General features: G+C 49.4%; 19 protein-coding genes. 13 read left to right on the top strand and 6 right to left on the bottom strand.

Annotated elements, in window-relative coordinates; all coding sequences use genetic code 11:
* Positions 1-199 precede the first annotated feature (199 nt).
* On the top strand, positions 200-1060 hold the full coding sequence (gene htpX / locus C2M17_RS01340; RefSeq protein WP_105199080.1) for a protease HtpX: 861 nt from the start codon (positions 200-202) through the stop codon (positions 1058-1060).
* Positions 1061-1103: 43 nt separating this feature from the next.
* Here htpX and C2M17_RS01335 read toward each other — a convergent pair whose 3' ends face one another.
* Positions 1104-1310 (bottom strand): hypothetical protein, encoded by a 207-nt coding sequence (locus tag C2M17_RS01335; protein ID WP_105199079.1) that lies wholly within the window; start codon positions 1308-1310, stop codon positions 1104-1106.
* Positions 1311-1413: 103 nt separating this feature from the next.
* Between C2M17_RS01335 and C2M17_RS01330 the strand changes: the two genes are divergently transcribed.
* Positions 1414-1875: a GNAT family N-acetyltransferase gene (locus C2M17_RS01330; protein WP_158683956.1), complete on the top strand. Its 462-nt coding sequence runs from the start codon at positions 1414-1416 to the stop codon at positions 1873-1875.
* 11 nt (positions 1876-1886) lie between these two features.
* Here C2M17_RS01330 and C2M17_RS16110 read toward each other — a convergent pair whose 3' ends face one another.
* A complete protein-coding gene (locus tag C2M17_RS16110) occupies positions 1887-2438 on the bottom strand; it encodes a TetR/AcrR family transcriptional regulator (protein WP_267894395.1) in 552 nt (183 codons plus the stop codon).
* 84 nt (positions 2439-2522) lie between these two features.
* Between C2M17_RS16110 and C2M17_RS01320 the strand changes: the two genes are divergently transcribed.
* The 5 genes from C2M17_RS01320 (at position 2523) to C2M17_RS01300 (ending at position 8637) form a co-directional block, all read left to right on the top strand.
* Positions 2523-2735, top strand: a complete 213-nt coding sequence (locus tag C2M17_RS01320) for a hypothetical protein (RefSeq protein ID WP_105199076.1) — start codon at positions 2523-2525, stop codon at positions 2733-2735.
* 192 nt (positions 2736-2927) lie between these two features.
* Positions 2928-3410, top strand: coding sequence for a 5-(carboxyamino)imidazole ribonucleotide mutase (gene purE, locus C2M17_RS01315; RefSeq protein ID WP_105189681.1), 483 nt, complete (start codon positions 2928-2930; stop codon positions 3408-3410).
* Between the two features lie 12 nt (positions 3411-3422).
* Positions 3423-4562 (top strand): 5-(carboxyamino)imidazole ribonucleotide synthase, encoded by a 1140-nt coding sequence (locus tag C2M17_RS01310; RefSeq protein WP_105199075.1) that lies wholly within the window; start codon positions 3423-3425, stop codon positions 4560-4562.
* A 152-nt stretch (positions 4563-4714) separates the two neighbouring features.
* Entirely contained in the window at positions 4715-5941 is a 1227-nt protein-coding gene (locus C2M17_RS01305) for an endonuclease/exonuclease/phosphatase family protein (RefSeq protein WP_233997894.1), read from the top strand.
* Positions 5942-6150: 209 nt separating this feature from the next.
* Positions 6151-8637 (top strand): S9 family peptidase, encoded by a 2487-nt coding sequence (locus C2M17_RS01300; RefSeq protein WP_105199074.1) that lies wholly within the window; start codon positions 6151-6153, stop codon positions 8635-8637.
* A 239-nt stretch (positions 8638-8876) separates the two neighbouring features.
* Here the strand turns inward: C2M17_RS01300 and rrtA are convergent, their stop codons facing one another.
* The gene (gene rrtA, locus C2M17_RS01295) at positions 8877-9458 is read right to left on the bottom strand and encodes a rhombosortase (RefSeq protein WP_105199073.1); all 582 of its coding nucleotides are present in this window, start codon (positions 9456-9458) and stop codon (positions 8877-8879) included.
* Positions 9459-9705: 247 nt separating this feature from the next.
* On the opposite strand from rrtA, the gene ggt reads away from it, so the two are divergent.
* The 5 genes from ggt (at position 9706) to C2M17_RS01270 (ending at position 16069) form a co-directional block, all read left to right on the top strand.
* The gene (gene ggt, locus C2M17_RS01290; protein ID WP_105199072.1) at positions 9706-11469 is read left to right on the top strand and encodes a gamma-glutamyltransferase; all 1764 of its coding nucleotides are present in this window, start codon (positions 9706-9708) and stop codon (positions 11467-11469) included.
* A 155-nt stretch (positions 11470-11624) separates the two neighbouring features.
* Positions 11625-13343, top strand: a complete 1719-nt coding sequence (locus tag C2M17_RS01285) for an NAD-dependent malic enzyme (protein WP_105199071.1) — start codon at positions 11625-11627, stop codon at positions 13341-13343.
* Between the two features lie 171 nt (positions 13344-13514).
* Positions 13515-14588: a sensor histidine kinase gene (locus tag C2M17_RS01280; protein WP_105199070.1), complete on the top strand. Its 1074-nt coding sequence runs from the start codon at positions 13515-13517 to the stop codon at positions 14586-14588.
* Positions 14585-15412: a LytR/AlgR family response regulator transcription factor gene (locus tag C2M17_RS01275; protein WP_105199069.1), complete on the top strand. Its 828-nt coding sequence runs from the start codon at positions 14585-14587 to the stop codon at positions 15410-15412. The genes C2M17_RS01280 and C2M17_RS01275 overlap by 4 nt, the downstream gene beginning before the upstream one ends.
* Before the next feature lie 183 nt (positions 15413-15595).
* A complete protein-coding gene (locus C2M17_RS01270) occupies positions 15596-16069 on the top strand; it encodes a helix-turn-helix domain-containing protein (RefSeq protein ID WP_105199068.1) in 474 nt (157 codons plus the stop codon).
* A 38-nt stretch (positions 16070-16107) separates the two neighbouring features.
* Here C2M17_RS01270 and C2M17_RS01265 read toward each other — a convergent pair whose 3' ends face one another.
* Both C2M17_RS01265 and pyk read right to left on the bottom strand, forming a co-directional pair.
* Positions 16108-17097 (bottom strand): ATP-dependent 6-phosphofructokinase, encoded by a 990-nt coding sequence (locus tag C2M17_RS01265; RefSeq protein ID WP_105199067.1) that lies wholly within the window; start codon positions 17095-17097, stop codon positions 16108-16110.
* A 38-nt stretch (positions 17098-17135) separates the two neighbouring features.
* Positions 17136-18572: a pyruvate kinase gene (gene pyk / locus C2M17_RS01260; RefSeq protein WP_105199066.1), complete on the bottom strand. Its 1437-nt coding sequence runs from the start codon at positions 18570-18572 to the stop codon at positions 17136-17138.
* 451 nt (positions 18573-19023) lie between these two features.
* Between pyk and gndA the strand changes: the two genes are divergently transcribed.
* Positions 19024-20397, top strand: coding sequence for an NADP-dependent phosphogluconate dehydrogenase (gene gndA / locus C2M17_RS01255; protein WP_105199065.1), 1374 nt, complete (start codon positions 19024-19026; stop codon positions 20395-20397).
* A 71-nt stretch (positions 20398-20468) separates the two neighbouring features.
* On the opposite strand, the gene ansA is transcribed toward gndA, so the two are convergent.
* Positions 20469-21479, bottom strand: a complete 1011-nt coding sequence (gene ansA / locus C2M17_RS01250; RefSeq protein ID WP_105199064.1) for an asparaginase — start codon at positions 21477-21479, stop codon at positions 20469-20471.
* Between the last annotated feature and the right edge of the window lie 76 nt (positions 21480-21555).

Raw genomic sequence — 21555 nt, 5'->3', positions numbered from 1 at the left:
TCCTTCCTCTGGCATCTTGTTACAACTCTTTACAATTGTTTAAGTTACAATGTCTTGATGCTGTCATGGTTAGCCTATATATAGGACTCATAGAGCCGAGAGTGATGCTATCCATTATGGGTCAGGATGCCCCGTAAGCACTGGACCCCAGCTAAGGGAGACCCCTAATGAATAATCTTACTCGATTGGAGAATGACGTATGAAGCGTGTAGTGCTTTTTTTATTGACCAACCTGGCGGTAATGCTGGTGCTAGGGGTGGTGTTATCGATTATTTTTGCCGTTTTAGGCATTTCCTCGCGCAGCATGGGCGGGATCTTAGTGATCGCTGCAGTATTTGGCTTTGGCGGCGCCTTTATTTCTTTAGCCATGTCGAAATGGATAGCTAAGCGCTCAACTGGCGCTTATGTTATCGAACAGGCGCGTACCGAAACCGAGCAATGGCTGGTGGCCACAGTAGCCGAGCAGGCACAGCAGCGCGGTATTAAAATGCCCGAGGTGGCGATTTACGATAGCCCTGAGATCAACGCTTTTGCTACCGGCCCGTCTAAAAACAATGCCTTAGTAGCGGTAAGCAGTGGTTTACTTCATAACATGACCCAGGATGAAGCGCAGGCGGTACTGGCTCATGAGGTATCGCACGTGGCTAACGGTGATATGGTTACCCTGACGCTGATCCAAGGCGTGGTGAACACCTTTGTGATCTTCCTGGCGAAAGTACTTGCCGGGGTGGTGGATAACTTCCTAAGCGGCAATGAAGAAGAAAGCGGCCCAAGCTGGACATACTTCATCTTTGATATGCTGTTTCAAATTCTCTTTGGTGTGCTTGCTTCCGTGGTTGTGGCCTACTTCAGCCGTAAACGCGAATATGCCGCTGACCGAGGGGCTGCGGAACTAGTTGGTGCCAATAAGATGCGTGCCGCACTGGAGCGCTTAAAGGGCAACCGTGAGTCGCAGCTAGAAGGCTCTATGATGGCCTTTGGTATTGCCTCGGGGCGTTCTATCGGCGAGTTGTTTGCTTCGCACCCACCGTTGGATGCACGTATTAACGCATTAAAGTAAAAGTAATAATAAAAAAGGGCCGAAAGGCCCTTTTTTATTGGTTCTAGCTGCCCGCTTGTTCACGCGCTTGCTGATTAGGCAGCAGTTGCTCAACGATTTCCTTGGCCGACAGGGTATAACGCACCCCGCCAAACATCACCGAGGTATATTCGTCCAGGCCGGTGATCCCCGTTAGCGTCCATCCCTCGCCACGCTCTGGGCAGTATACTGTTGTGGTGGGGGGCACCATGATAAATTGTGCTTGGCTCATTCGCTTGCCGTTTTAAACTTGCTGATGGCCCTAGTTTAAGGCAATAATCCCGCAACTCAACCTCTGCGAGCTAAGTTTCATGATCCATTGCCAGGAAGCCTCATTGGCGCTTCGCCCAATACGGCATAAAGACGTGTCGGCCCTCTATGGCATACTTACGCACCCAGAAGTCAGTCGCTATAACGATTATGCCCTTCCTTCAAACCCATCCGAGGTTCAAGATATTATTCAAGGGGACATAGAGCTGCTACTTACGGGTGAAGGAGTACGCATGGCTATCGTCTATCAGGAGCAAGTAGTGGGCAGCTGTGGCATTTATGATGCCCATACCAAGGTGGCTAAAATTGGCTATGAACTCCACCCCCTGTTTTGGGGGCAAGGCCTAATGCATAGTGCCTTGTCTTTATTATTGTCCGAGGGGCAGCAGTATATGGGCGCCGATGTAACCACAATACAAGCCCGGGTGCATCTGGATAACCTGCGCAGTATTAAGCTGCTGCAACGCCTTGGCTTTGTGTGCAGTGAGCCTGGGGTCTATCAATTGCCCTGGCTTCCTCGCTCCTAGGCATTCTCGGCCTATAACAGCGCTATCTTAGCGCTCAAACGACGAACTAGGGTAGAGACATCCGGGTTTTCGCTGTTAAGGCCTTCAATTAAGGTCATAAAATAGCAGTCCATCATGGCCGCGGCTCGCACCTCATCGTATTGACGCGTACCATCGAACAGTAACTTTTTAAATGCCTCCATCTGCGCGCTGAAAAACGCGCCTTGCCATACCAGGCCCTGCAATAAGGACTTGCTGAATTCCGTGTGCTGTAAATAGAAACGATAGAGGTGCTGAGCATAGTGACGCATTTTCAGCTTCGGCTGCTCGAAGGTATCTTCACGTTTAGCGCTGGCTATCACTTTATCTATATGCATCAGCATCAGTTGGCGTAACAAATCGTCTTTATTTTCAAAGTGGGTAAACAGGGTGCCATTGGCTACCTGGGCCTGTTTGGCAATATCGCGTGTAGAAGTGGCGGCAAAACCATGCTCCTGGAATAGTTGCCAAGCTGCATCCAAGATGCGCTCCCGGGTTAATTGCTTTTTGCTTTTTACCTTGCTTCCTACTTGGTTATTGCTCACAAAATGCCTGCTAAAGAGTTGGAATTGAGCGCGCTCAATTATTACAATGAGCGCGCTCATTTTTAAATCGTTAAGGAAAACAGCATGAAATCAGACACTAACCCCGTAACTTGGGTGCTTGGGTATATCCTTTTTATGCCATTTATTGTTTTTTATAGTTATATCCTAGGTCCTATACTCAAAGCAATTTTACTGCCAGGTGGCTTAGTGCTCTTGGCACTTATCTTAGGGCCTAAGGAGTTTACACGGGCGTGGCGTGAAGCTCAGCAAAACAAGCAGCATGGTAAGTCAGAATAAGGCCATTTTATCGGCCAACTTGGCATGCTTTTTATCTGGCTTTTTTGTATAATGCGCCGCAACTTATTGTTGGCAAATGGCCAACAGCTATGGGCGGGCGTACCCCTCAAGTGTGATAGCTTGGCGCCGGCGCACTAAAGCTTAGTGAAAACCATAGTTAAATTGGTATCGTTATTGACCCGAGGAGTGACAATGAAAGTAGGTATTATTATGGGTTCCAAGTCTGATTGGCCCACTATGCAACATGCAGCGGATATGTTGGATAAATTTGGCATCGACTATGAAACCAAGGTTGTTTCGGCGCACCGTACTCCTCAATTGTTGGCCGATTATGCCTCATCTGCCGCCGAGCGTGGTATCAAGGTAATTATCGCCGGTGCCGGCGGTGCTGCTCACCTACCAGGTATGGCTGCTGCCTTCACTTCACTACCAGTGCTGGGTGTACCTGTGAAGTCTAAAGCCCTAAACGGCGTTGATTCATTGCTCTCTATTTGCCAAATGCCTAAAGGCGTTGCCGTAGGCACGCTAGCCATTGGCGATCCGGGTGCGGCCAATGCTGGCTTGTTAGCGGCACAGATCTTAGGCTGTCAACAGCCTGAGTTATTGGCAAAAATCGATGCTTTCCGTAAAGAGCAAACCGATACCGTTTTAGCTAACCCAAACCCAGCTGAATAAGGTCCGGTAGCCATGAAGATGTTAGTGCTTGGTGCGGGACAATTAGCGCGAATGATGGCGCTTGTTGGCGCGCCTTTGGATATTCATATCCGTGCCTATGATGTAGGCTCAAAGCAGGTGGTCCACCCGGTAACCGGTGAAACCTATGAATTAACGCTGGAGCAGGCGATCGCACAGAGCGAGCGCATTACCGCTGAATTCGAGCATATTCCTGCGGATGTATTGGCGCTGTGTGAGCAAAGCGGTAAGTTTTTCCCAGGCGAAGAGGCCATTGCCTGCGGTGGCGACCGAGCAAAAGAAAAAGCCTTGCTAGAGCGCGCTGGTGTACCGAGCGCCCCTTATGTGCTGGTAACCGAGCGTAGCCACCTGGATAAAGCTATTTCTGAGTTGGCCTTACCCCTGGTGATTAAAACCTGTCAGGCAGGATATGATGGCAAGGGTCAATGGCGCTTAAAAGACGCCGCGGATGCGGAACAGATTTGGGCCGAAATGCGTGAGTTTTTAGAAAAAGACCCTGAGCACAGCATCATTTGCGAAAAAATGATCCCATTCGAGCGCGAAGTGTCGGTGATCGGCGCCCGTGATCAAGAGGGTAATGTCGCCATCTACCCGGTAACAGAGAATGAACACACTAACGGTGTACTCACTTTGTCTGTGGCCGGATTAGTAAATGACAGCGTGCAACAGCAAGCCATTGACGCCTATAGCAAATTGGCGAATGCGCTTAATTATGTGGGCGTACTGGCCATAGAGTTCTTTGATGTTGACGGCCAACTTCTGGTTAATGAAATTGCACCACGGGTGCATAACTCTGGGCACTGGACACAACAGGGCGCCTATAGCTGTCAGTTTGAAAACCATGTGCGTGCCGTTGCCGGTTTGCCGTTAGGTGACACTGCCTTATTGCGTCCAAGCGCAATGATCAATGTGTTGGGTCAGGCGGCTATTCCAGCCGAGGTACTTAGCGTAGCGCAAACCCGCAGCCACTGGTACGGTAAGGGCGTAAAGCCTGGGCGTAAAATGGGGCATATTAACGTCAGTGCCGATAACCTGCATGCCTTGGGTGAGCGTTTAGCGACGTTGGTTGAGTATCTGCCCGAGGAGCAATACCCTGGGATTGCGGCTATGGCCGAACGCCTCACTCTAAATTAAGCCAAATCAGGCACTTCTTAAAAACCGAGCTAAGCTCGGTTTTTTCATCTCTTTTCATTACAAAGTCAAAAGTTTAGCTGCTACCATTGCGACCTAGTACCTATTTCCCTGAATTGGTACTAGCATTTTTCGTCAGCTTAATGGAATCTAGTATGAAAGCACAATCTCGGGCTTTTTCTCTTCTGGGCGTATTTATGCTCGGGGTAAGCGCTTCAAGCGCTTGCGCCAGCGCCACCCCCAGGCTTAACTCTGATGCCGCGCAATCTGCGCCCAGCATACGTATTGCCACCTTTAACGTCAGTATGGACGGCTCTAATTACAACGAACGTTTTACCTCCTTAACCGAGTCGCCACTGCCTCAGTTACTGGCCAAGGGCCGCCACCCGCAAATTCATAATGTCGCCACCATTATCCAGGCTGTACGCCCGGATGTTATTTTACTTAATGAATTTGATTTCACTGGTGATTGGCAACACAACGTAGCGCTGTTTCAGCAAAATTTTCTTGCTCAGGCCCATGGCGACTACCAAGCCATTAGCTATCAATACAGCTATGCGGCGCCGGTCAATACAGGTGTTGCCAGTGAGTATGACTTTGATGGAAATGGCAAAAAGTCTGGCATAGCGGGTGATGCCTATGGTTTTGGTTTTTATCCCGGTCAATACGGCATGCTGTTGCTGAGCCGTTTTCCCATAGATACTGATGCGGTGCGTACCTTCCAGCATTTGCCTTGGTATACGCAAAGCGGCGCTTCTATGCCCCTGCTTAATGGCCAGCCTTTTTATGATCAACAAACCTGGCAGGCGGCGCGTTTAAGCTCAAAATCATTTTGGGATATTCCCTTAGAGGTTGCCGGTGAACGCCTGCATATTCTTGCCTCGCATCCCACGCCGCCTGTTTTTGACGGCCCGGAAGACAGAAACGGCCTGCGTAATTTTGCTGAGCTCAAGTTAGTCGCGGACTATATCGCCACGCCAGCCCCAGGTTACCTTGTGGATGATAAGGCGCAAGTGGGCGGCCTCAGCGGCGACGGACGATTTGTGATTCTTGGTGACTTAAACGCCGCGCCCCAAGGCCCTAAGGCAAGGCCTGAGGCCATCGATCAGCTATTAAAACATCCCAAGGTGGATAGCAGCCTAATACCTGTTAGCAAGGGAGGCGCCGAATCCTCGACCGAGCCTTTTGCAAAATTCTATACCGCCAGCTGGCAGGCCCGTGTCGATTATGTTTTGCCGTCCAAATTCGGTTTGCAGCCAGTGGACTCGGGTGTGTATTGGCCGGCAGAAGGTGAAGCAGGTTATGAGTTAGTGCGCGATAGAAAGCTATCTTCGGATCATCGTCTGGTTTGGATGGATGTGCAGATAATCGCAAATGAATAAACGTATTTGTTTAAATTATGGTCTATATTTATAGGGAACAGGTTCATAGCTTGTTTTATTGCTAGCGCAGAGTTTTGGTCAGCAAGACTTGCTGACCTTTTTTTGCGTTGTTATTCACCCCGTTAAGCGCCTATTTAATCTAAAACATCTGTTTTTATTGCTGAGATTTTGCTTAAATCTTTGCACCTGCAATTTCAATACTAATAATTATGTTTCATAAAACAGTGCTAGCGGCCACCATAGCTTCTAGCTTTATCCTTGCGGGCTGTCAAAGCACGGCACCGCAAAGCGTGGCAGCGGTTAATGCCGAGCCCAGCACCATTGAAAAACAACAAGTATCGACTCCAGCTAAGCCAGGCTCTATTGCCATCACCCTAGAGCAGGCCATGGCGCATCCAGACTGGTTGGGTAACCAGCCGGAAGGTGCGTTTTGGCGCGCCGACTCTGGCGCGGTGATTTATCAACAGAAGCAGCAGGGCAATGAACTAAGAGATCATTATGTTCAAGCGCTTGGCAACAGCGCTGCCGTGGTGCCTCTGAACGAGCTTCACACCTTGGGCGATGACGCCGCGGTTATGAGCAAAGACCAGCGTTTGCAGGCCTATCAGTTTGAAGGCGATATCTTTGTTAAGGATCTTCTTAACAACACCCTGATCCAAATTACTAAAACGTCGGCATTTGAATCTAAGCCGCAGTTTTTAAATGACAACTCCTTGGTCTACCGAGTCGGTAACCTGTTTATGCAGGTGGATTTAAGCACGGGTCAGCACAGCGAGCTGGTCAACCTAAAGCTTGAAGACACGCCGGTGAAGGTGAGTGAGCCGAGCAGCTACATAGCCAAAGAGCAGCATAAGCTAATCGACTATGTCGCCTTGCAGTTAAAGAACAAAAAAGATGCCGTCGCGCGCCAACAGGCCTTGCTTGATGCCAACGATGCTTTGGTGGATGCCAGCATTTACCTGGGTGAGAACAAGCGTCTAGTTGATGCCCAGTTATCACCGGATGGCACTAAGCTGATTGTGGCCCTGACCGACACCCGCAGCTGGCGTGGTGAAGGCGATATCATGCCTAATTACATTACGGATGATGCCGGTATTGATGCGGTTCCTGCTCGTCGCCGTGTGGCCGATGATAAGCCGCAGGAAACCGAGCTGGTGTATATCGACCTAGATAGCAAGCAGAAGTCGACTCTGACCTACAATACCTTGCCCGGTTGGGATGAAGATGTATTGGCGGAAGTGAAAGCACAAAACTATGCCCGCGACGGTAAAAAGTACCAATCTGAAAAGAAACGCCGTGAAATCAATCTAATGATGGACTGGGGCTGGGATCAAAGCGCTATTGTCTGGAATAACGCCGGTACGCAAGTCGCTGTTATGCTGGAAGCCTGGGATAACAAAGACCGCTGGATTGCCACCGTTGATTTCAATGGCAAAAAGCTGGTTAACCAACACAGATTGCACGATGATGCTTGGGTAAACTACACCTTTAACGACTTCGGTTGGTTAAATAACAGCGATACCCTGTATTACCTATCGGAGCAGTCCGGTTATAGCCATATCTATACCAAGGCGTTAGATGGTAAGGCGACGCAGCGTACTCGTGGTGCGTTTGAGGTTTCCGATCTGACTCTAAGCAATGATGATGCTTATCTTTACTTTAAGGGCAATATAAAGCACCCAGGTATCTATGAAATCTACCGTTTGCCGTTGGCCGGTGGTGATTTTGAAGCACTGACCGACCTTAACGGTATGACGGATTATGTGCTCAGCCCTGATCAGAGCAAACTGTTGCTGACGCACTCGACCATTATGAATCCACCTGAGCTATTTGTGATGGACGCGGCGCCTAAGTCTGAAGTGACACAACTGACTCACACCGTATCTGAGCAATTTAAAGCCACTAAACTGACAGCGCCGAAAATTGTTGCTGTGCCTTCAAGTCATGGTGAGCAGCCTGTGTATGCCAAGGTTTATTACCCAAGCGACTACGTGGAAGGGGAAAGTGGTAAGACCCGTAAAGCGGTGATCTTTAACCATGGTGCCGGCTACCTGCAAAACTCACACTTCGGTTGGTCCGGTTATTTCCGTGAATTTATGTTCCACTCCTTACTGGCCGATGAGGGTTATGTGGTAATGGATATGGATTACCGGGCATCAAAAGGTTATGGTCGTGATTGGCGTACCGCTATTTATCGCCAAATGGGCACACCGGAAACCCAAGATCTGATCGATGGTGTTAACTGGATGGCCGAGCATGCCAATGTTGATACCGGTGCCGTAGGCACCTATGGCGGCTCTTACGGCGGCTTTATGACCTTTATGGCTCTGTTCACCGCGCCGGAAGTATTCCAAGCCGGTGCCGCCTTGCGTCCGGTCAGCGACTGGGCTCATTACAATGCGCCGTACACCTCGAACATTCTAAACCGTCCGGATGTTGATCCCATTGCTTATGAACGCAGCTCGCCGATTTACTTCGCCGAGGGTTTACAAAAGCCACTGCTGATCAACGCCCCCATGGTCGATGACAATGTGTTCTTCCAGGACGTAGTACGCTTGGTTCAGCGCTTTATTGAGCTGGAAAAAGAGAACTTCGAGACCGCCATCTTCCCAGTGGAGCCGCATGGTTTTATCCAGCCTTCAAGCTGGCTCGATGAATACCGTCGTATTCACAAGCTGTTTAAAGAAAACCTATAATACCAATTCACTTAAATAGCTAATCATTCTAGCGGGCTAAATATCATGCTAACGGCGTTAGATTTTTTCTATGTAGAATAACTACATATGAAAAAATCTGCCTTGTTAGCATATCATTTATCCAGCGCTATCTCTGATCACATACTTAACAGAATTGGTATAACGCTTATCGTTAAGCGCATAAAAAAGCCCGGGTTTCCCCCCCCGGGCTTTTTATTTTCTTCTCTAGGTAAGCTAATTTACTGGCGAGCGCGATGCCTTAACCAGTGCAGTGCCCCCAGCGCCACACCGCCTATAACGCCAAATAAATGGGCTTCAATGGCTACCCGCGAGGCGATTAGGGTTTCTAAGTCGGCGCTGGCGCCGATAAATTGCTCATAGGCCACCTTGATCAACGCGCCTAATAACAGCAGGTAACCGGTTTTCTCGCCGCTGCAAATATCGCGCAAGGCGCCATAGACCAATAGGCCATGCAAGGTGCCGCTTAGGCCAACGTAAATATCTATATTATCGGCGAACAGATAAATAAGCCCGGTGCAGCCGATTGAAATACTCAGTACCGCCAGCCAATAGCCTCGTACCGTAAAAAAATGATGATGAAGAAGCCAAAGGGCGCCAACGCCAGCCATATTCATTAATAAATGGGCGCCATTACTGTGGCTGAAGTTACCGCTAAGCAGACGATAGACTTGCCCGTCATTGATGGCGCCGCGGTCAAACTGCAGCACGGGATTCAAATTGAAAACCATGATCAGGACGCAGAGAATGATCAGGGCTAAAGGAGCAAATAGGGTCGACTTTTTAAACAAGGATTTAAACATAGGGCGATTATCTATTATTTTTGCGTATTGTGCCCGTTTATACCAATTCTGTTAAGTATGTGATCAGAGATAGCGCTGGATAAATGATATGCATACAAGGCGGATTTTTTCTTATGTTTTCTACATAGAAAAATCCCAACACAGTGAGCATGATATTTAGCCCGCTAGAATGATTAGCTATTTAAGTGAATTGGTATTTCCCTTAAGATGCCAATCTCAAACAAGATAAACAGACTCTAGCGCTATTATGACTTTTTCTAAACCCCTGCTTACTCTTGCAGCCACTCTTTTTCTTACTACCGGCTGCGTTACCACCGAAGAACCCAGTGCCAACAAACAGGTACTCGCCGACAGAGAGCCCGAAGCCACCACCAGTATTGTCGCCAAACATCAGGTTGTCGGTGGTAAATACATGGTTGCCGCCGCGAACCCTTATGCGGTAAAGGCCGGCGAGGCGGTATTGGCCAAAGGCGGTAGCGCCATAGACGCAGCCATCGCCGTACAACTTGTTTTAACCCTGGTTGAGCCGCAATCATCGGGTATAGGAGGCGGCGCCTTTATTATGCATTATGATGCGCAGGGGCGTCAGTTAACTACCTTTGATGGCCGTGAAACCGCGCCAAAAGCGGCCACACCCGAGCTATTTCTCGATAGTGAAGGCAAGGCGGTGCGCTGGATAGATGCGGTCGTCGGTGGTCGCTCCGTGGGTGTGCCCGGGGTGATGAAAGCCTTGGCCGATGCCCACACCCAGTACGGCAATTTGGCATGGGAAGAACTCTTTAGCGACGCCATTGCCTTAGCTGAGCAAGGATTTGAGGTATCGCCGCGGCTGCATAACCTGTTGGCCCGTCGCATCAACCCAGGTGTTGAAAAGCTGCCGGTGGCCAGTGACTATTTCTTTCCCGGCGGCGAGCCTTTAGCCGTGGGCACGATACGCAAAAACCCTGAGCTTGCAGCCCTATATCAGCAGATGGCTGAGCAGGGCGTTACCGCCTTTTATCAGGGTGACAACGCCACGGCCATCGCCAATGCAGTGCAGCACAGCGAGATTGCTCCAGGTCTTTTAACCGAAGCGGATATTCAAGGCTATCAAGCCAAAGAGCGAGCTCCTATCTGCGTTGGCTATCATAGCTACCGTGTATGCTCTATGGCGCCACCAAGTAGTGGCGGTATGGCGGTCCTGCAAATTCTGAAATTGCTGGAGCACAAAAAGCTAAGTCAATATCCGGTTAATGACCCAGAAGCGTTGCATTACTTTACCCAGGCTTCGAGATTGGCCTTTGCCGACCGTAACGTTTATATGGCCGACCCGGATTTTCAGGCGGTTCCGACTCAAGCCTTGATGGACAGTGCTTACTTGGATAAGCGTGCGGCTTTAATAGGTGAGCATGACCATAAACAGCGTCACGGCAACCCGGTTTTGGGTGTAAGTTATGCCGAGGACGATGCCTTTGAGCTGCCTAATACCAGCCATATTTCCATCGTTGATGCAAAGGGCAATGCGGTGTCCATGACCACCTCTATTGAAATGGCGTTTGGCTCGACCGTCATGGTGAATGGCTATTTGTTAAATAACCAACTCACCGACTTTGCGCTCTCGCCTAAGCGCGACGGTAAATATGTGCAAAACCGCGTTGAGGGCAATAAGCGCCCGCGCAGCTCTATGGCACCTGTTATGGTGTTTAATGAAGATGGCTCACTGCGCCTGGTGATAGGCTCACCCGGCGGCAGTCGCATTATCAATTATGTGGCGCACAGCATAATCGGTGTGCTTGATTGGGGAATGACGGCGCAGCAGGCCATCAATATGCCGCGTCTGACCAACCGCAACGATGTAACCACCTTGGAGCAGGGGACCGAATTGGCCAAGCTGAAAGCGCAATTTGAGCTGCGTGGTCATGAGGTACGCATTGGCGATCTGAACTCAGGTCTGCATGCTGTGGAGGTCATTGATGGCAAACTTTATGGTAGCGCCGATCCCAGGCGTGAGGGCATAGCTCTGGGCCAATAGGGCACCAATGTTAATATAAATTCAGGGGCTTGTTGGTTAATTGCTAACAAGCCCAAAAACTGGGGATGAATACGTAATCTAGCCGATTTCGGTTTGCAATTTACCCTCAAGGGGCAATAATATCAGGCAATTGTATTCTGCGCTAAGTAGGCATCATGACTGATAAATCATCCGCACCTCACACACAAATCAGCGATCCAAATTATCTTTATATTCCATATTCCGGCCCCACTCTGTTAGAGACACCCTTGCTTAATAAAGGCAGTGCTTTTACCCAGCGTGAGCGTGAGAGTTTTAACTTGGCCGGCTTATTGCCGCCACGCTTTGAAACCATCGAAGAGCAGGCGGAGCGTTGTTATCAACAATACTCCAGCTTTAGCGATAATCTTAATAAGCATATCTACTTGCGCGCCATTCAAGATAATAACGAGACCCTGTATTACCGTTTGGTACGCGATCATATCGACGAGATGATGCCCATTATCTATACGCCAACCGTGGGCGATGCCTGTGAGCAGTTCTCCGATATTTACCGCAGTTCACGTGGTTTATTTATCTCTTATGAAGACAGACATAATATCGACGACATTCTTCGCAATGCCACCAAGGGCAAGGTGAAGGTGATTGTGGTCACCGACGGCGAACGTATTTTGGGTCTGGGCGACCAGGGTATTGGCGGTATGGGGATTCCCATTGGTAAACTGTCTCTGTACACAGCCTGTGGTGGCATTAGCCCGGCTTATACCTTGCCGGTGATGCTGGATGTGGGTACCAATAATGAGAAATTATTGAACGACCCTATGTATATGGGGGCGCGTCATAAGCGTATCGGTCAGCAGGAATACGACGAGTTTCTTGATCTCTTCATTAAAGCGGTTAAGCGCCGTTGGCCAAGTGTGATGCTGCAGTTTGAAGATTTCGCTCAGCCTAACGCCATGCCACTATTGAAACGCTACCGTGATGAGATCTGTAGCTTTAACGATGATATCCAGGGCACAGCAGCGGTGACTGTGGGTACCTTGTTGGCCGCTTGCCGGGTGAAAGGCACTAAGCTGAGTGAGCAAAAGGTGGTGTTTGTTGGCGCCGGCTCTGCAGGCTGTGGTATTGCCGAGCAGGTTATCAGCCAAATGGTGTCTGAAGGTATCAGTGATGCCCAGGCGCGCAGTCAAATCTACATGGTAGACCGTTTTGGTCTGTTGGCCGAAGGCATGGAAGGGTTACGTGATTTCCAACAGGCGCTGATGCAGTCTCAGGATAACCTTGCGCAGTGGCAATACAGCGGCGATTATCCGTCCTTGCTCGATGTGATGCACTGTGCTGAGCCGGGCATACTAATCGGCGTATCGGGCCAACCTGGGCTCTTTACCGAGCAGGTTGTACGTACCATGGCAGAAAATAATCCACAGCCGATTATTTTCCCTCTGTCGAACCCATCAAAGCAGGTTGAAGCCCATCCTCAAGATGTAGTGAACTGGACCAATGGCCAGGCCATCATTGCCACCGGCAGCCCGTTCGGGACCATTAGCCATGAGGGCAAGGACTACAACATTCCACAGTGTAACAACAGCTATATTTTCCCGGGCATTGGTCTGGGTGTTATTGCCATTAAAGCCAAACGTATTACCGATGAAATGCTGATGGCCGCCAGTGAAACCCTGGCGTCGAGTTCGCCCTTGGCCAACTCAGGTATGGGCAGCTTGCTGCCGCCATTGACTCAAATTGAAGCCTTGTCTAAGCGTATTGCCTTTGCGGTGGCCAAGGTAGCGATTGAGCAGGGTGAGGCACTGGAGGTCAGTGACGAGGACATTATTAAGGCCATAGATAAGAATTATTGGCACCCCGAATATCGCAACTATAAGCGTGTGAGTATTTAATCACCGTCATATAAGTAAACGCCGCACCCACTGTGCGGCGTTTTTGCGTTGAAGGAAGGGTTAGATAAGACCAAATACAGTGCCTTTTGAGCCGGCTTTATTAATAATGATGTTAGATAAGTATGCAGCGCGCATGGATATTGATGGCGTTGGCAAGGAGTTAAGTGAATTTTGAATTGGCAGCAATTAGTCGATAATCGCCAGCGTTTTTTCTGGGTCCTGCAAATCGCCGGATGGATAGGCTATGCCCTGGTTAACTACATCGGTTCCAAGGTCTTTGAAATGCGTGATATTTACGTGTTTGTGATCTTGCTTAATGCCTATGCCGGGTGCCTGATGACGGTGCCGCTGCGCTATTTGTACCGCCGGGTGTGGAATGCCAAACCCTGGATCTTGGTGCTGGTGGTGTTCGGGGTGTCCTATATCACAGGAACCCTGTGGTCGGTGGTGCAAAAGTTTAACCTGTGGGAAATTTACCGCCATGGTTATCGCCCCGATGAGTGGTTTTACTATTTTCAACAAGGCCTGGATTCGGTTTATATCATTTTATGTTGGAGTGGTTTGTATTTCGGGATCAAATACTACCAGCTCTTACAGGGCGAAAGACAAAAGGCACTGAAGGCCAATACCATGGCCCATGAAGCGCAATTGAAAATGCTGCGCTATCAGCTTAATCCGCATTTTTTGTTTAATACTCTCAACGCCATATCGACCTTGATCTTGGTGGAGGAAAACAAGGATGCCAACAAGATGGTGTCGCGATTAAGTGACTTTTTGCGCTATACGCTTAACACAGACCCCATTAAAAAAGTGGCCTTAGAGCAGGAATTACATGCCCTAAGCCTGTATTTAGATATTGAGCGGGTACGCTTCGACGACCGCTTGGCTGTGCAGATGGATATCAGTGACGAGGCCAGAGAAGCCTTGGTGCCGAGCCTTATTTTGCAGCCGTTAATTGAAAACTCGTTGAAGTATGCCATAGCGCAGATGACCCAAGGCGGGGTAATCAGTGTGAAGGCTCAGGTGTTTGCCAAGGAATTGTTGCTTGAGGTCAGTGATAACGGCCCGGGCACAGAGCTTAAAGATGGGCAGCTGCTGCACGCCGGTGGCGTTGGCATAGCCAATACCAAGGATAGATTGAAGACACTTTACGAGAACAATTATTCATTTGTATTATCAGGGAATACGCCGACTGGTTTAACCGTCAATATTCGTATCCCTTTTGAGAAGGCAGTAACAGAGTGAATACCATAAAAACCCTGATCGTCGATGACGAGTCCTTAGCACGTAAGGGCTTGGCCGTACGTTTGGCGCAACTCGATAACGTAGAAGTCATCGAGCAGTGTGCTCAAGGTGCCGATGCGGTGGCCTTGTGTCAATCGCAAACGATAGATTTGGTGTTTTTGGATATTCAGATGCCAGGAATGAACGGCTTTGAGGTGGCGGATGCGCTAGCGCACTTGCCCACCGAGCAGCAACCCCTTGTGGTGTTCGTTACCGCCTTCGATCGCTATGCCGTGCAGGCCTTTGAAGTACATGCGCTCGATTATGTGCTCAAACCTGTGGATGACGACAGACTAAAACAGGCGGTGGAAAAAGTGCAATCACATTTAAAAACACAACAAGATAATATTCATAAGAAAAAGCTGGCCAGTTTTGTGGCCGGGATCACAGGTAATAACTGTGAGGAAATTCTTAAGAAATTAGCCAGCGGTGACAGCTTGGAGACCAAGCGCTACCCGGAATCATTGGCGGTGAAAGAGCAGGGTGAGATCATCCGTGTGTCGACCAATAGCATTCAATGGGTGGATGCCGCCGGTGATTATATGTGTCTTCACTGTGGCGACGGACAAACTCATATCTTACGTAAAACCATGAAAGAGCTGGAGCGTGAGCTTGACCCTAGTTTGTTTGTACGTGTCCATCGCAGCGCCATCGTCAATTCAAAACAGATCAGCAAACTGGTGACTCAGGTCAGTGGTGAATACCTTCTGGTATTAACTAACGGTCAGGAGCTGAAAGTCAGCCGTAGCTACCGTGATAAGGTCAAGGCAGCTCTGGCCAATTAATTTAACTAGCTTTATCAATATCAGTAGATCTTATTAAAAGCGAGACATGGGTGCTCGCTTTTTTGTTGGGTTTAGGCTTTGAAATGCCTGCTGTCGGGTAAATGTCGGGCAGTTTTCGTACCCGACAGTGCTAATATTCCTTCAATCTTCACTTTGACATGGATACGCAGTAAGAGGCAGGTTATGAATTTAAAACAATTACGTTTGAGTCGACAATTATCGCAAGAGCAATTGGCGCAGATGTCCGGGCTCAACGTCAGAACAGTGCAAAGGATAGAAAGTGGTGCCAATGCGAGTTTAGAGTCGCAAAAATGCCTGGCTGCTGCCCTCGATGTCGATTTAGCAACATTGAACCAGGAGAAAGTGATGATAGATAAAAGCTCGGATAATTGGAAAAACCTGCCGCTGTTTTTAAAACTGTGGTTTGTTTTTCACTTTTTACAGCCCAGACCAACGCGCAGTTCGGCACAAAATGTTGAGCGTCTGTGCCATCTCTGTGGCTACTTGTTTTGTCTTATGGGTATTGTAAACGAGGCAGCACTGGTCGGTGGCCTGCTAATGCTGAGCACAGGATATTTATTTACCCTGTTGAAATACCAAGGTGATAAATATCAAATCTGGTATGAGCGAAGCGACAAGGCACACGCCGAAGGATAACAAAGGGGCCGTTTATACGGCCTTTTTTCTGTCTAGTCTCAAAGTCGATACTGCTTTAACCGGGCCACAAAGTCCTTATTACGGGTTTGTGTATTGGCGGTATCGGCAAAGAGGGTGGTGGTGATGGCATTATTTTCTATGCCGACCATCACACCGCTGGTGCCCATGGCTAATTGCTCAATCGCAGCGACCCCTAACTGAGTCGCCAAAATACGATCCCCGGCAACCGGCGCTCCGCCTCGTTGCACATAACCTAAAATAGCGCTGCGACTATCGACTCCTGTGTATTCGCTGAGCTGCTCGGCCAATTGTTGAGCGCTGATACTTAACGAGTGCTCCGCCATAACCAGCACATAACTAGGGTGCTTATCCTGGCGCAGTGACTGTGCCATTTCTTCTTTTAGCTCGGCAAGAAAGGCCTGCTCATCATCGATAAGTTCCTTGCAGATGATCTGCTCGGCGCCACTGGCCAGGCCGGCTTCCATGGCCAAAATGCCGCAGTCACGCCCCATTACCTCAACCACAAATGTGCGTTCAAAGGCCTGAGCGGTATCGCGAATCTTGTCTATGCAATCGAGCGCCGTATCTATGGCGGTATGAAAGCCAATGGTGGCCTCTGTGCCATTGATATCATTGTCTATGGTGCCGGGAATACCAATAAGCTGCCCTTGCCAGTGGGCTTGCAGCGCTTGGGCGCCCTTGAAGCTACCATCGCCACCGATCACTACCAGGGCATCGATATGGCATTTGCGCAGGCTGTTGGCCGCTTGGAGGATCCCCGCTTCACTGAGCATTTGTGGGCAACGGGCGGATTTTAAAATGGTGCCGCCGCGATGTATGATGTCAGCAACATCGGACGCCTTGAGTTCGGTATAGTCTTCGTTGATCAGGCCATTATAGCCGGCGTAAAAGCCGACAACCTGATAGTCATGGGAGAGAGCGTGCAGGGTAAGGGCACGGATTGCCGCATTCATACCGGGGGCATCGCCCCCGGATGTAAGTATTGCGACGCGTTTCAATTTAGTCATAAGTTATTGCGTCTGTTGCTTAAACCTATGCCTACTATTTATTGAACGGTGACAATTTTCAAGGTATTTGTGGCACCAACGGTTTCCATCATGTCGCCATGGGTGAGGATCACAGTATCACCTTGCTGCAGGTCACCAAGCTCAACTAAGCGCGACAGCGCCTGGCTGGCAATTTCTTCTTTCTCATACAGGCTGGAATCGAAGTGCACCGGGTAGACGCCGCGATACAGGGCAGACTGACCTAGCGTTTGTTTATGGCGCGACAGTGAATAGATGGGCAGCCCAGATGAAATACGTGACATCAGCTTGGCCGTGTTACCTGATTCTGTCAGCGCGACAATGGCTTTAACCGTACCCAGGTGGTTGGCCGCATACATGGCGGACAGGGCAATCGTCTCGGCATTGTCGGCAAACATGCTGTCGAGGCGGTGTTTGGAAATATGGGTTTCTTTTTGCGACTCGGCGCCTAAACAAACGCGCGCCATGGTGGCGACGGTTTGCTCTGGGTAATCACCGGCAGCGGTTTCCGCCGATAGCATCACGGCATCTGTACCGTCCAATACCGCGTTGGCCACATCCATTACTTCGGCGCGGGTTGGCATAGGGTTGTCTATCATGGACTCCATCATCTGTGTGGCGGTGATCACCACACGATTCAGGGAGCGGGCACGATTGATAATGGTCTTTTGTTTACCAACCAGCTCGGCATCGCCAATTTCTACACCCAGGTCGCCACGGGCAACCATGACCGCATCGGAAGCCAGGATAATATCGTCGATGGCTTCAACGCTTTCCACCGCTTCGGCACGTTCAATTTTAGCTAATAGCTGGGCTGTAGAGCCGGCTTTTTCGGCCAAAGAGCGCACATAGCGCATATCTTCGCCACAGCGCGGGAAAGACACGGCGATGTAATCGACGCCAATTTTAGTGGCGGTGATCAAATCTTCTTTATCTTTATCGGTAAAGGCGGGCGCCGTTAAGCCGCCGCCTAAGCGGTTGATGCCTTTATTGTTTGACAATACACCACCGACCTTAACGATACAGTGCACCTTGTTGCCTTCAACATGGTCAACGGTCAATTGAATTAGACCGTCGTTAAGGAGCAGTAGGTCGTCAGATTTAACATCTTGGGGTAATTCTTTGTAGTCGATACCCACGCCGTTAATATCGCCTTGCTCCGGACCTAAGTCCGCATCAAGAATAAACTTATCGCCCTGAGTCAGGGTAACCTTGCCTTCTTTAAAGGTGGAAACGCGAATTTTAGGGCCCTGTAAGTCGGCCAGAATGGCCACATGTACGCCTAAGCGGCTGGCGATATCACGTACTGCATCGGCACGCTCTTGGTGATCGGCGGCTTTACCGTGGGAAAAGTTTAAGCGCACCACATTAGTGCCAGCGCGGATGATTTTTTCTAGATTATTGTCTCTGTCCGTTGCCGGACCCAGGGTGGCCACGATTTTCGTACGTCTAAGCATTAAAGTCTCCCGTAGGCATTTGCTTAATAGCAGGGTAGCAAACTCTGGCTTAATTACAGCTCGGAGTCCGCTTTTTACGTATTTTTTACTATTTATGTGTCGGTAGTATGACACCGGTGTCAGATGCAGTCAATTGTGCTATAATCGCGAGCTGACTCCTTTATGCAATGATATTGGGGTAATTTGATATAATTCCAAGGCGGGGATTGAATGGTCTCAAGTTTTCCCTATAATGCCCGCCGTAATCAGGTTATACACCCAATTTTTTAAGGTGATCAACCCGCGTGCAGAGCACCAAAACGCTAAGTGGAGAATAATAAAGATTTAGAGCCTGGCTCTATAAAAATTATTAATCCCATTAGTGAGTTAGGCTCTCACGCTAACAGTAATATGTTGTTGCACCCATGGGTGTTTTAAACCAGTCACACGTTAATACCGAGGAGGAAACTCGATGCAAGTAGCATTAGTAGGTCTGGGAGTGATGGGCAAAAATCTTGCTTTGAACTTAATCGAAAAAGGGCTCACGCTCGTTGCTTATGATACAAATCCAGACGCTGGTGAAGAGTTACTCAGCTGCGCCAAAACGCAAGGAACGGCCGAGCGCTTGCATATAGTCTCAGATCTTCATGATATGGTGCGCCGTTTAGAAGCGCCGCGTTCTATCCTTTTATTGGTTCCTGCCGGTGAACTGGTTGATCGCGTATGTCAGGACTTGGTTGATGCGGGTGTGAGCAAGGACGATATTATTGTCGACTGCGGTAACAGCAATTATAAAGACGGCATTGCCCGTAAGCTCAAATACCAGAACAAATTTGAATTCGCTACCATGGGTATTTCCGGTGGTGCTGAAGGCGCACGTCATGGTCCAGCCATGATGGCCAGTGGCTCAGAAGGTGGCTGGGAGCGTGTCGAGTCTTCATTTGAAAAAGTGGCGGCCAGCTACAATGGCGAGTCTTGTTTTGCTCGCGTGGGCCAATCTGCCAGCGGTCACTTTGTAAAAATGGTACATAACGGCATCGAATATGCGTTGATGCAGTTAATTGCCGAGATTTACCAATTACTACGTTTGGGTGCGGGTAAAACACCACAGCAAATCGCCGAGGTTTTCGATACCTGGTCTGAGGGCGAACTGAATAGTTATCTGCTGGCTATTTCCAGCCATATTCTTAAGCTTAAAACCACAGACGGCAAGGCACTGGTTGATTTAATCGACAATAAGGTTGGCGCCAAGGGCACCGGCCTGTGGACGGCGCAAAATGCCTTGGAACTGGGCATTGCCGTACCTTCATTGGTTGCCGCGGTGCAAGCCCGTCACCTTACCAATACCGGTGACACCCACGCTGCAAAAGAAATGACCTATGCCGCCAAGGCCACTGAGCGCCTCGATATCGATTTGGACGAACTAAAAGATGCCTTCCATCTGGCGAGCCTGTTATGTTACCGCCAGGGTCTGGCGCTGATCAAAGGTGCATCGCGCGCCCATCAGTGGAAGGTAGACCTGGCTAAAACGCTGCAAACCTGGCGTGCCGGTTGTATTATCCGTGCCGATTATCTGGATCAAATTGCCCAGGGCGTAGAGTTTATCGATACTCTGGATACGCAAGTCAAAGCGCTGCGTCGTATTACCGGTGCCGCGGTGAGCACAGGTCTGGCATTCCCGGTGCTGAGCGCCACACAAAACTATTTGGCGACCTTAAGCACGCCGAGCAATGGTCACCTGGTGCAGGCGCAACGCGACTACTTTGGTGAGCATGGCATTAAGACCCACAGCGGTGAGGTGTGTCACCTGACGGACTTGGTTGAGATTGATGCCAAGGTTCGTTAATCGGCAAGATTACACGCACATATAAAAAAAGCCCCGCATTTGCGGGGCTTTTTCATGCTTTAAATTGGTAGTTAACGGCTTAACTCGCCGCGCAAATTGTCCTGCATTAAGTGACGTATGCTTTGCGCCGAGAGCTGCTTGCTAAGTAAATAATGCAGCTTGGTTAAACAGGCTTCCAAGGTCATATCGAAGCCGCTGATCACGCCGACATTCAACAATGCATTGCCGGTGGCATATCCGCCCATATTTACTTGCCCTCGCAGGCATTGAGTAAGGTTGATAACGACTATGCCACGTTCGTTGGCATTGGCCAAAAGCTCTAAGAACTCATGGTTTTGCGGTGCGTTACCGACGCCAAAACTCAACAAGATAAGGGCCTTAATGTCGTCGTTTATTATCGAGCCGACCACATCGGCGCTGATCCCAGGGTACAGGTGCAAAACGGCAATGGCTTGTGGGGTAATGCGTGAGACCTGTAATTCATTGTCGATATAGGGGCTGAGCTGGCCTTCAATCAGGCGAATATTAATACCGGCTTTGGCTAAGGGCGCCATATTAGGGGAGTCGAAGGCATTAAAGCCATCGGCATGTATCTTGGTTGCCCGATTGCCGCGGAAAAGCTGATTGTTAAAGAAGAGGCTCACCTCGGCAATGGGATAATTCGCCGCCAGATACATGGCGTTTAACAGGTTAACCTGGCCGTCGGAGCGCAGTTGTGACAAGGGGATTTGCGAGCCGGTAACTATCACAGGTTTGGTCAGGTTTTCAAACATAAACGACAGCGCCGAGGCCGTGTAGGCCATGGTATCTGTGCCGTGCAATACCACAAAACCATCATAGTCATGGTATTTGGCCTGAATATCGTCGGCTATCATCTGCCAATGGGCAGGTGACATATCGGAAGAGTCGATAAGGGGGCAATATTCTTCGATATCAAACAGCGGCATTTCATCGCGGTTAAATTCAGCACTGTTTTTAACCGTTTCGGTCAGGTAGCCAGCGGCGGGAATAAAGCCCTGGCTTGATTTCTTCATACCTATGGTACCGCCGGTATAGGCGATATAAATACGTTTACGTTTCATAAAAAAGCCCGATAAATGCTATCGGGCTAAGTATACATGCTGTAGCGCCGTGACTAAATGTGGCGCCAGGATTTAT

The sequence above is a fragment of the Pseudoalteromonas sp. T1lg10 genome (assembly GCF_002964545.1).
GTDB lineage: Bacteria > Pseudomonadota > Gammaproteobacteria > Enterobacterales > Alteromonadaceae > Pseudoalteromonas.
This window is presented reverse-complemented; position numbering and strand designations above follow the sequence as displayed.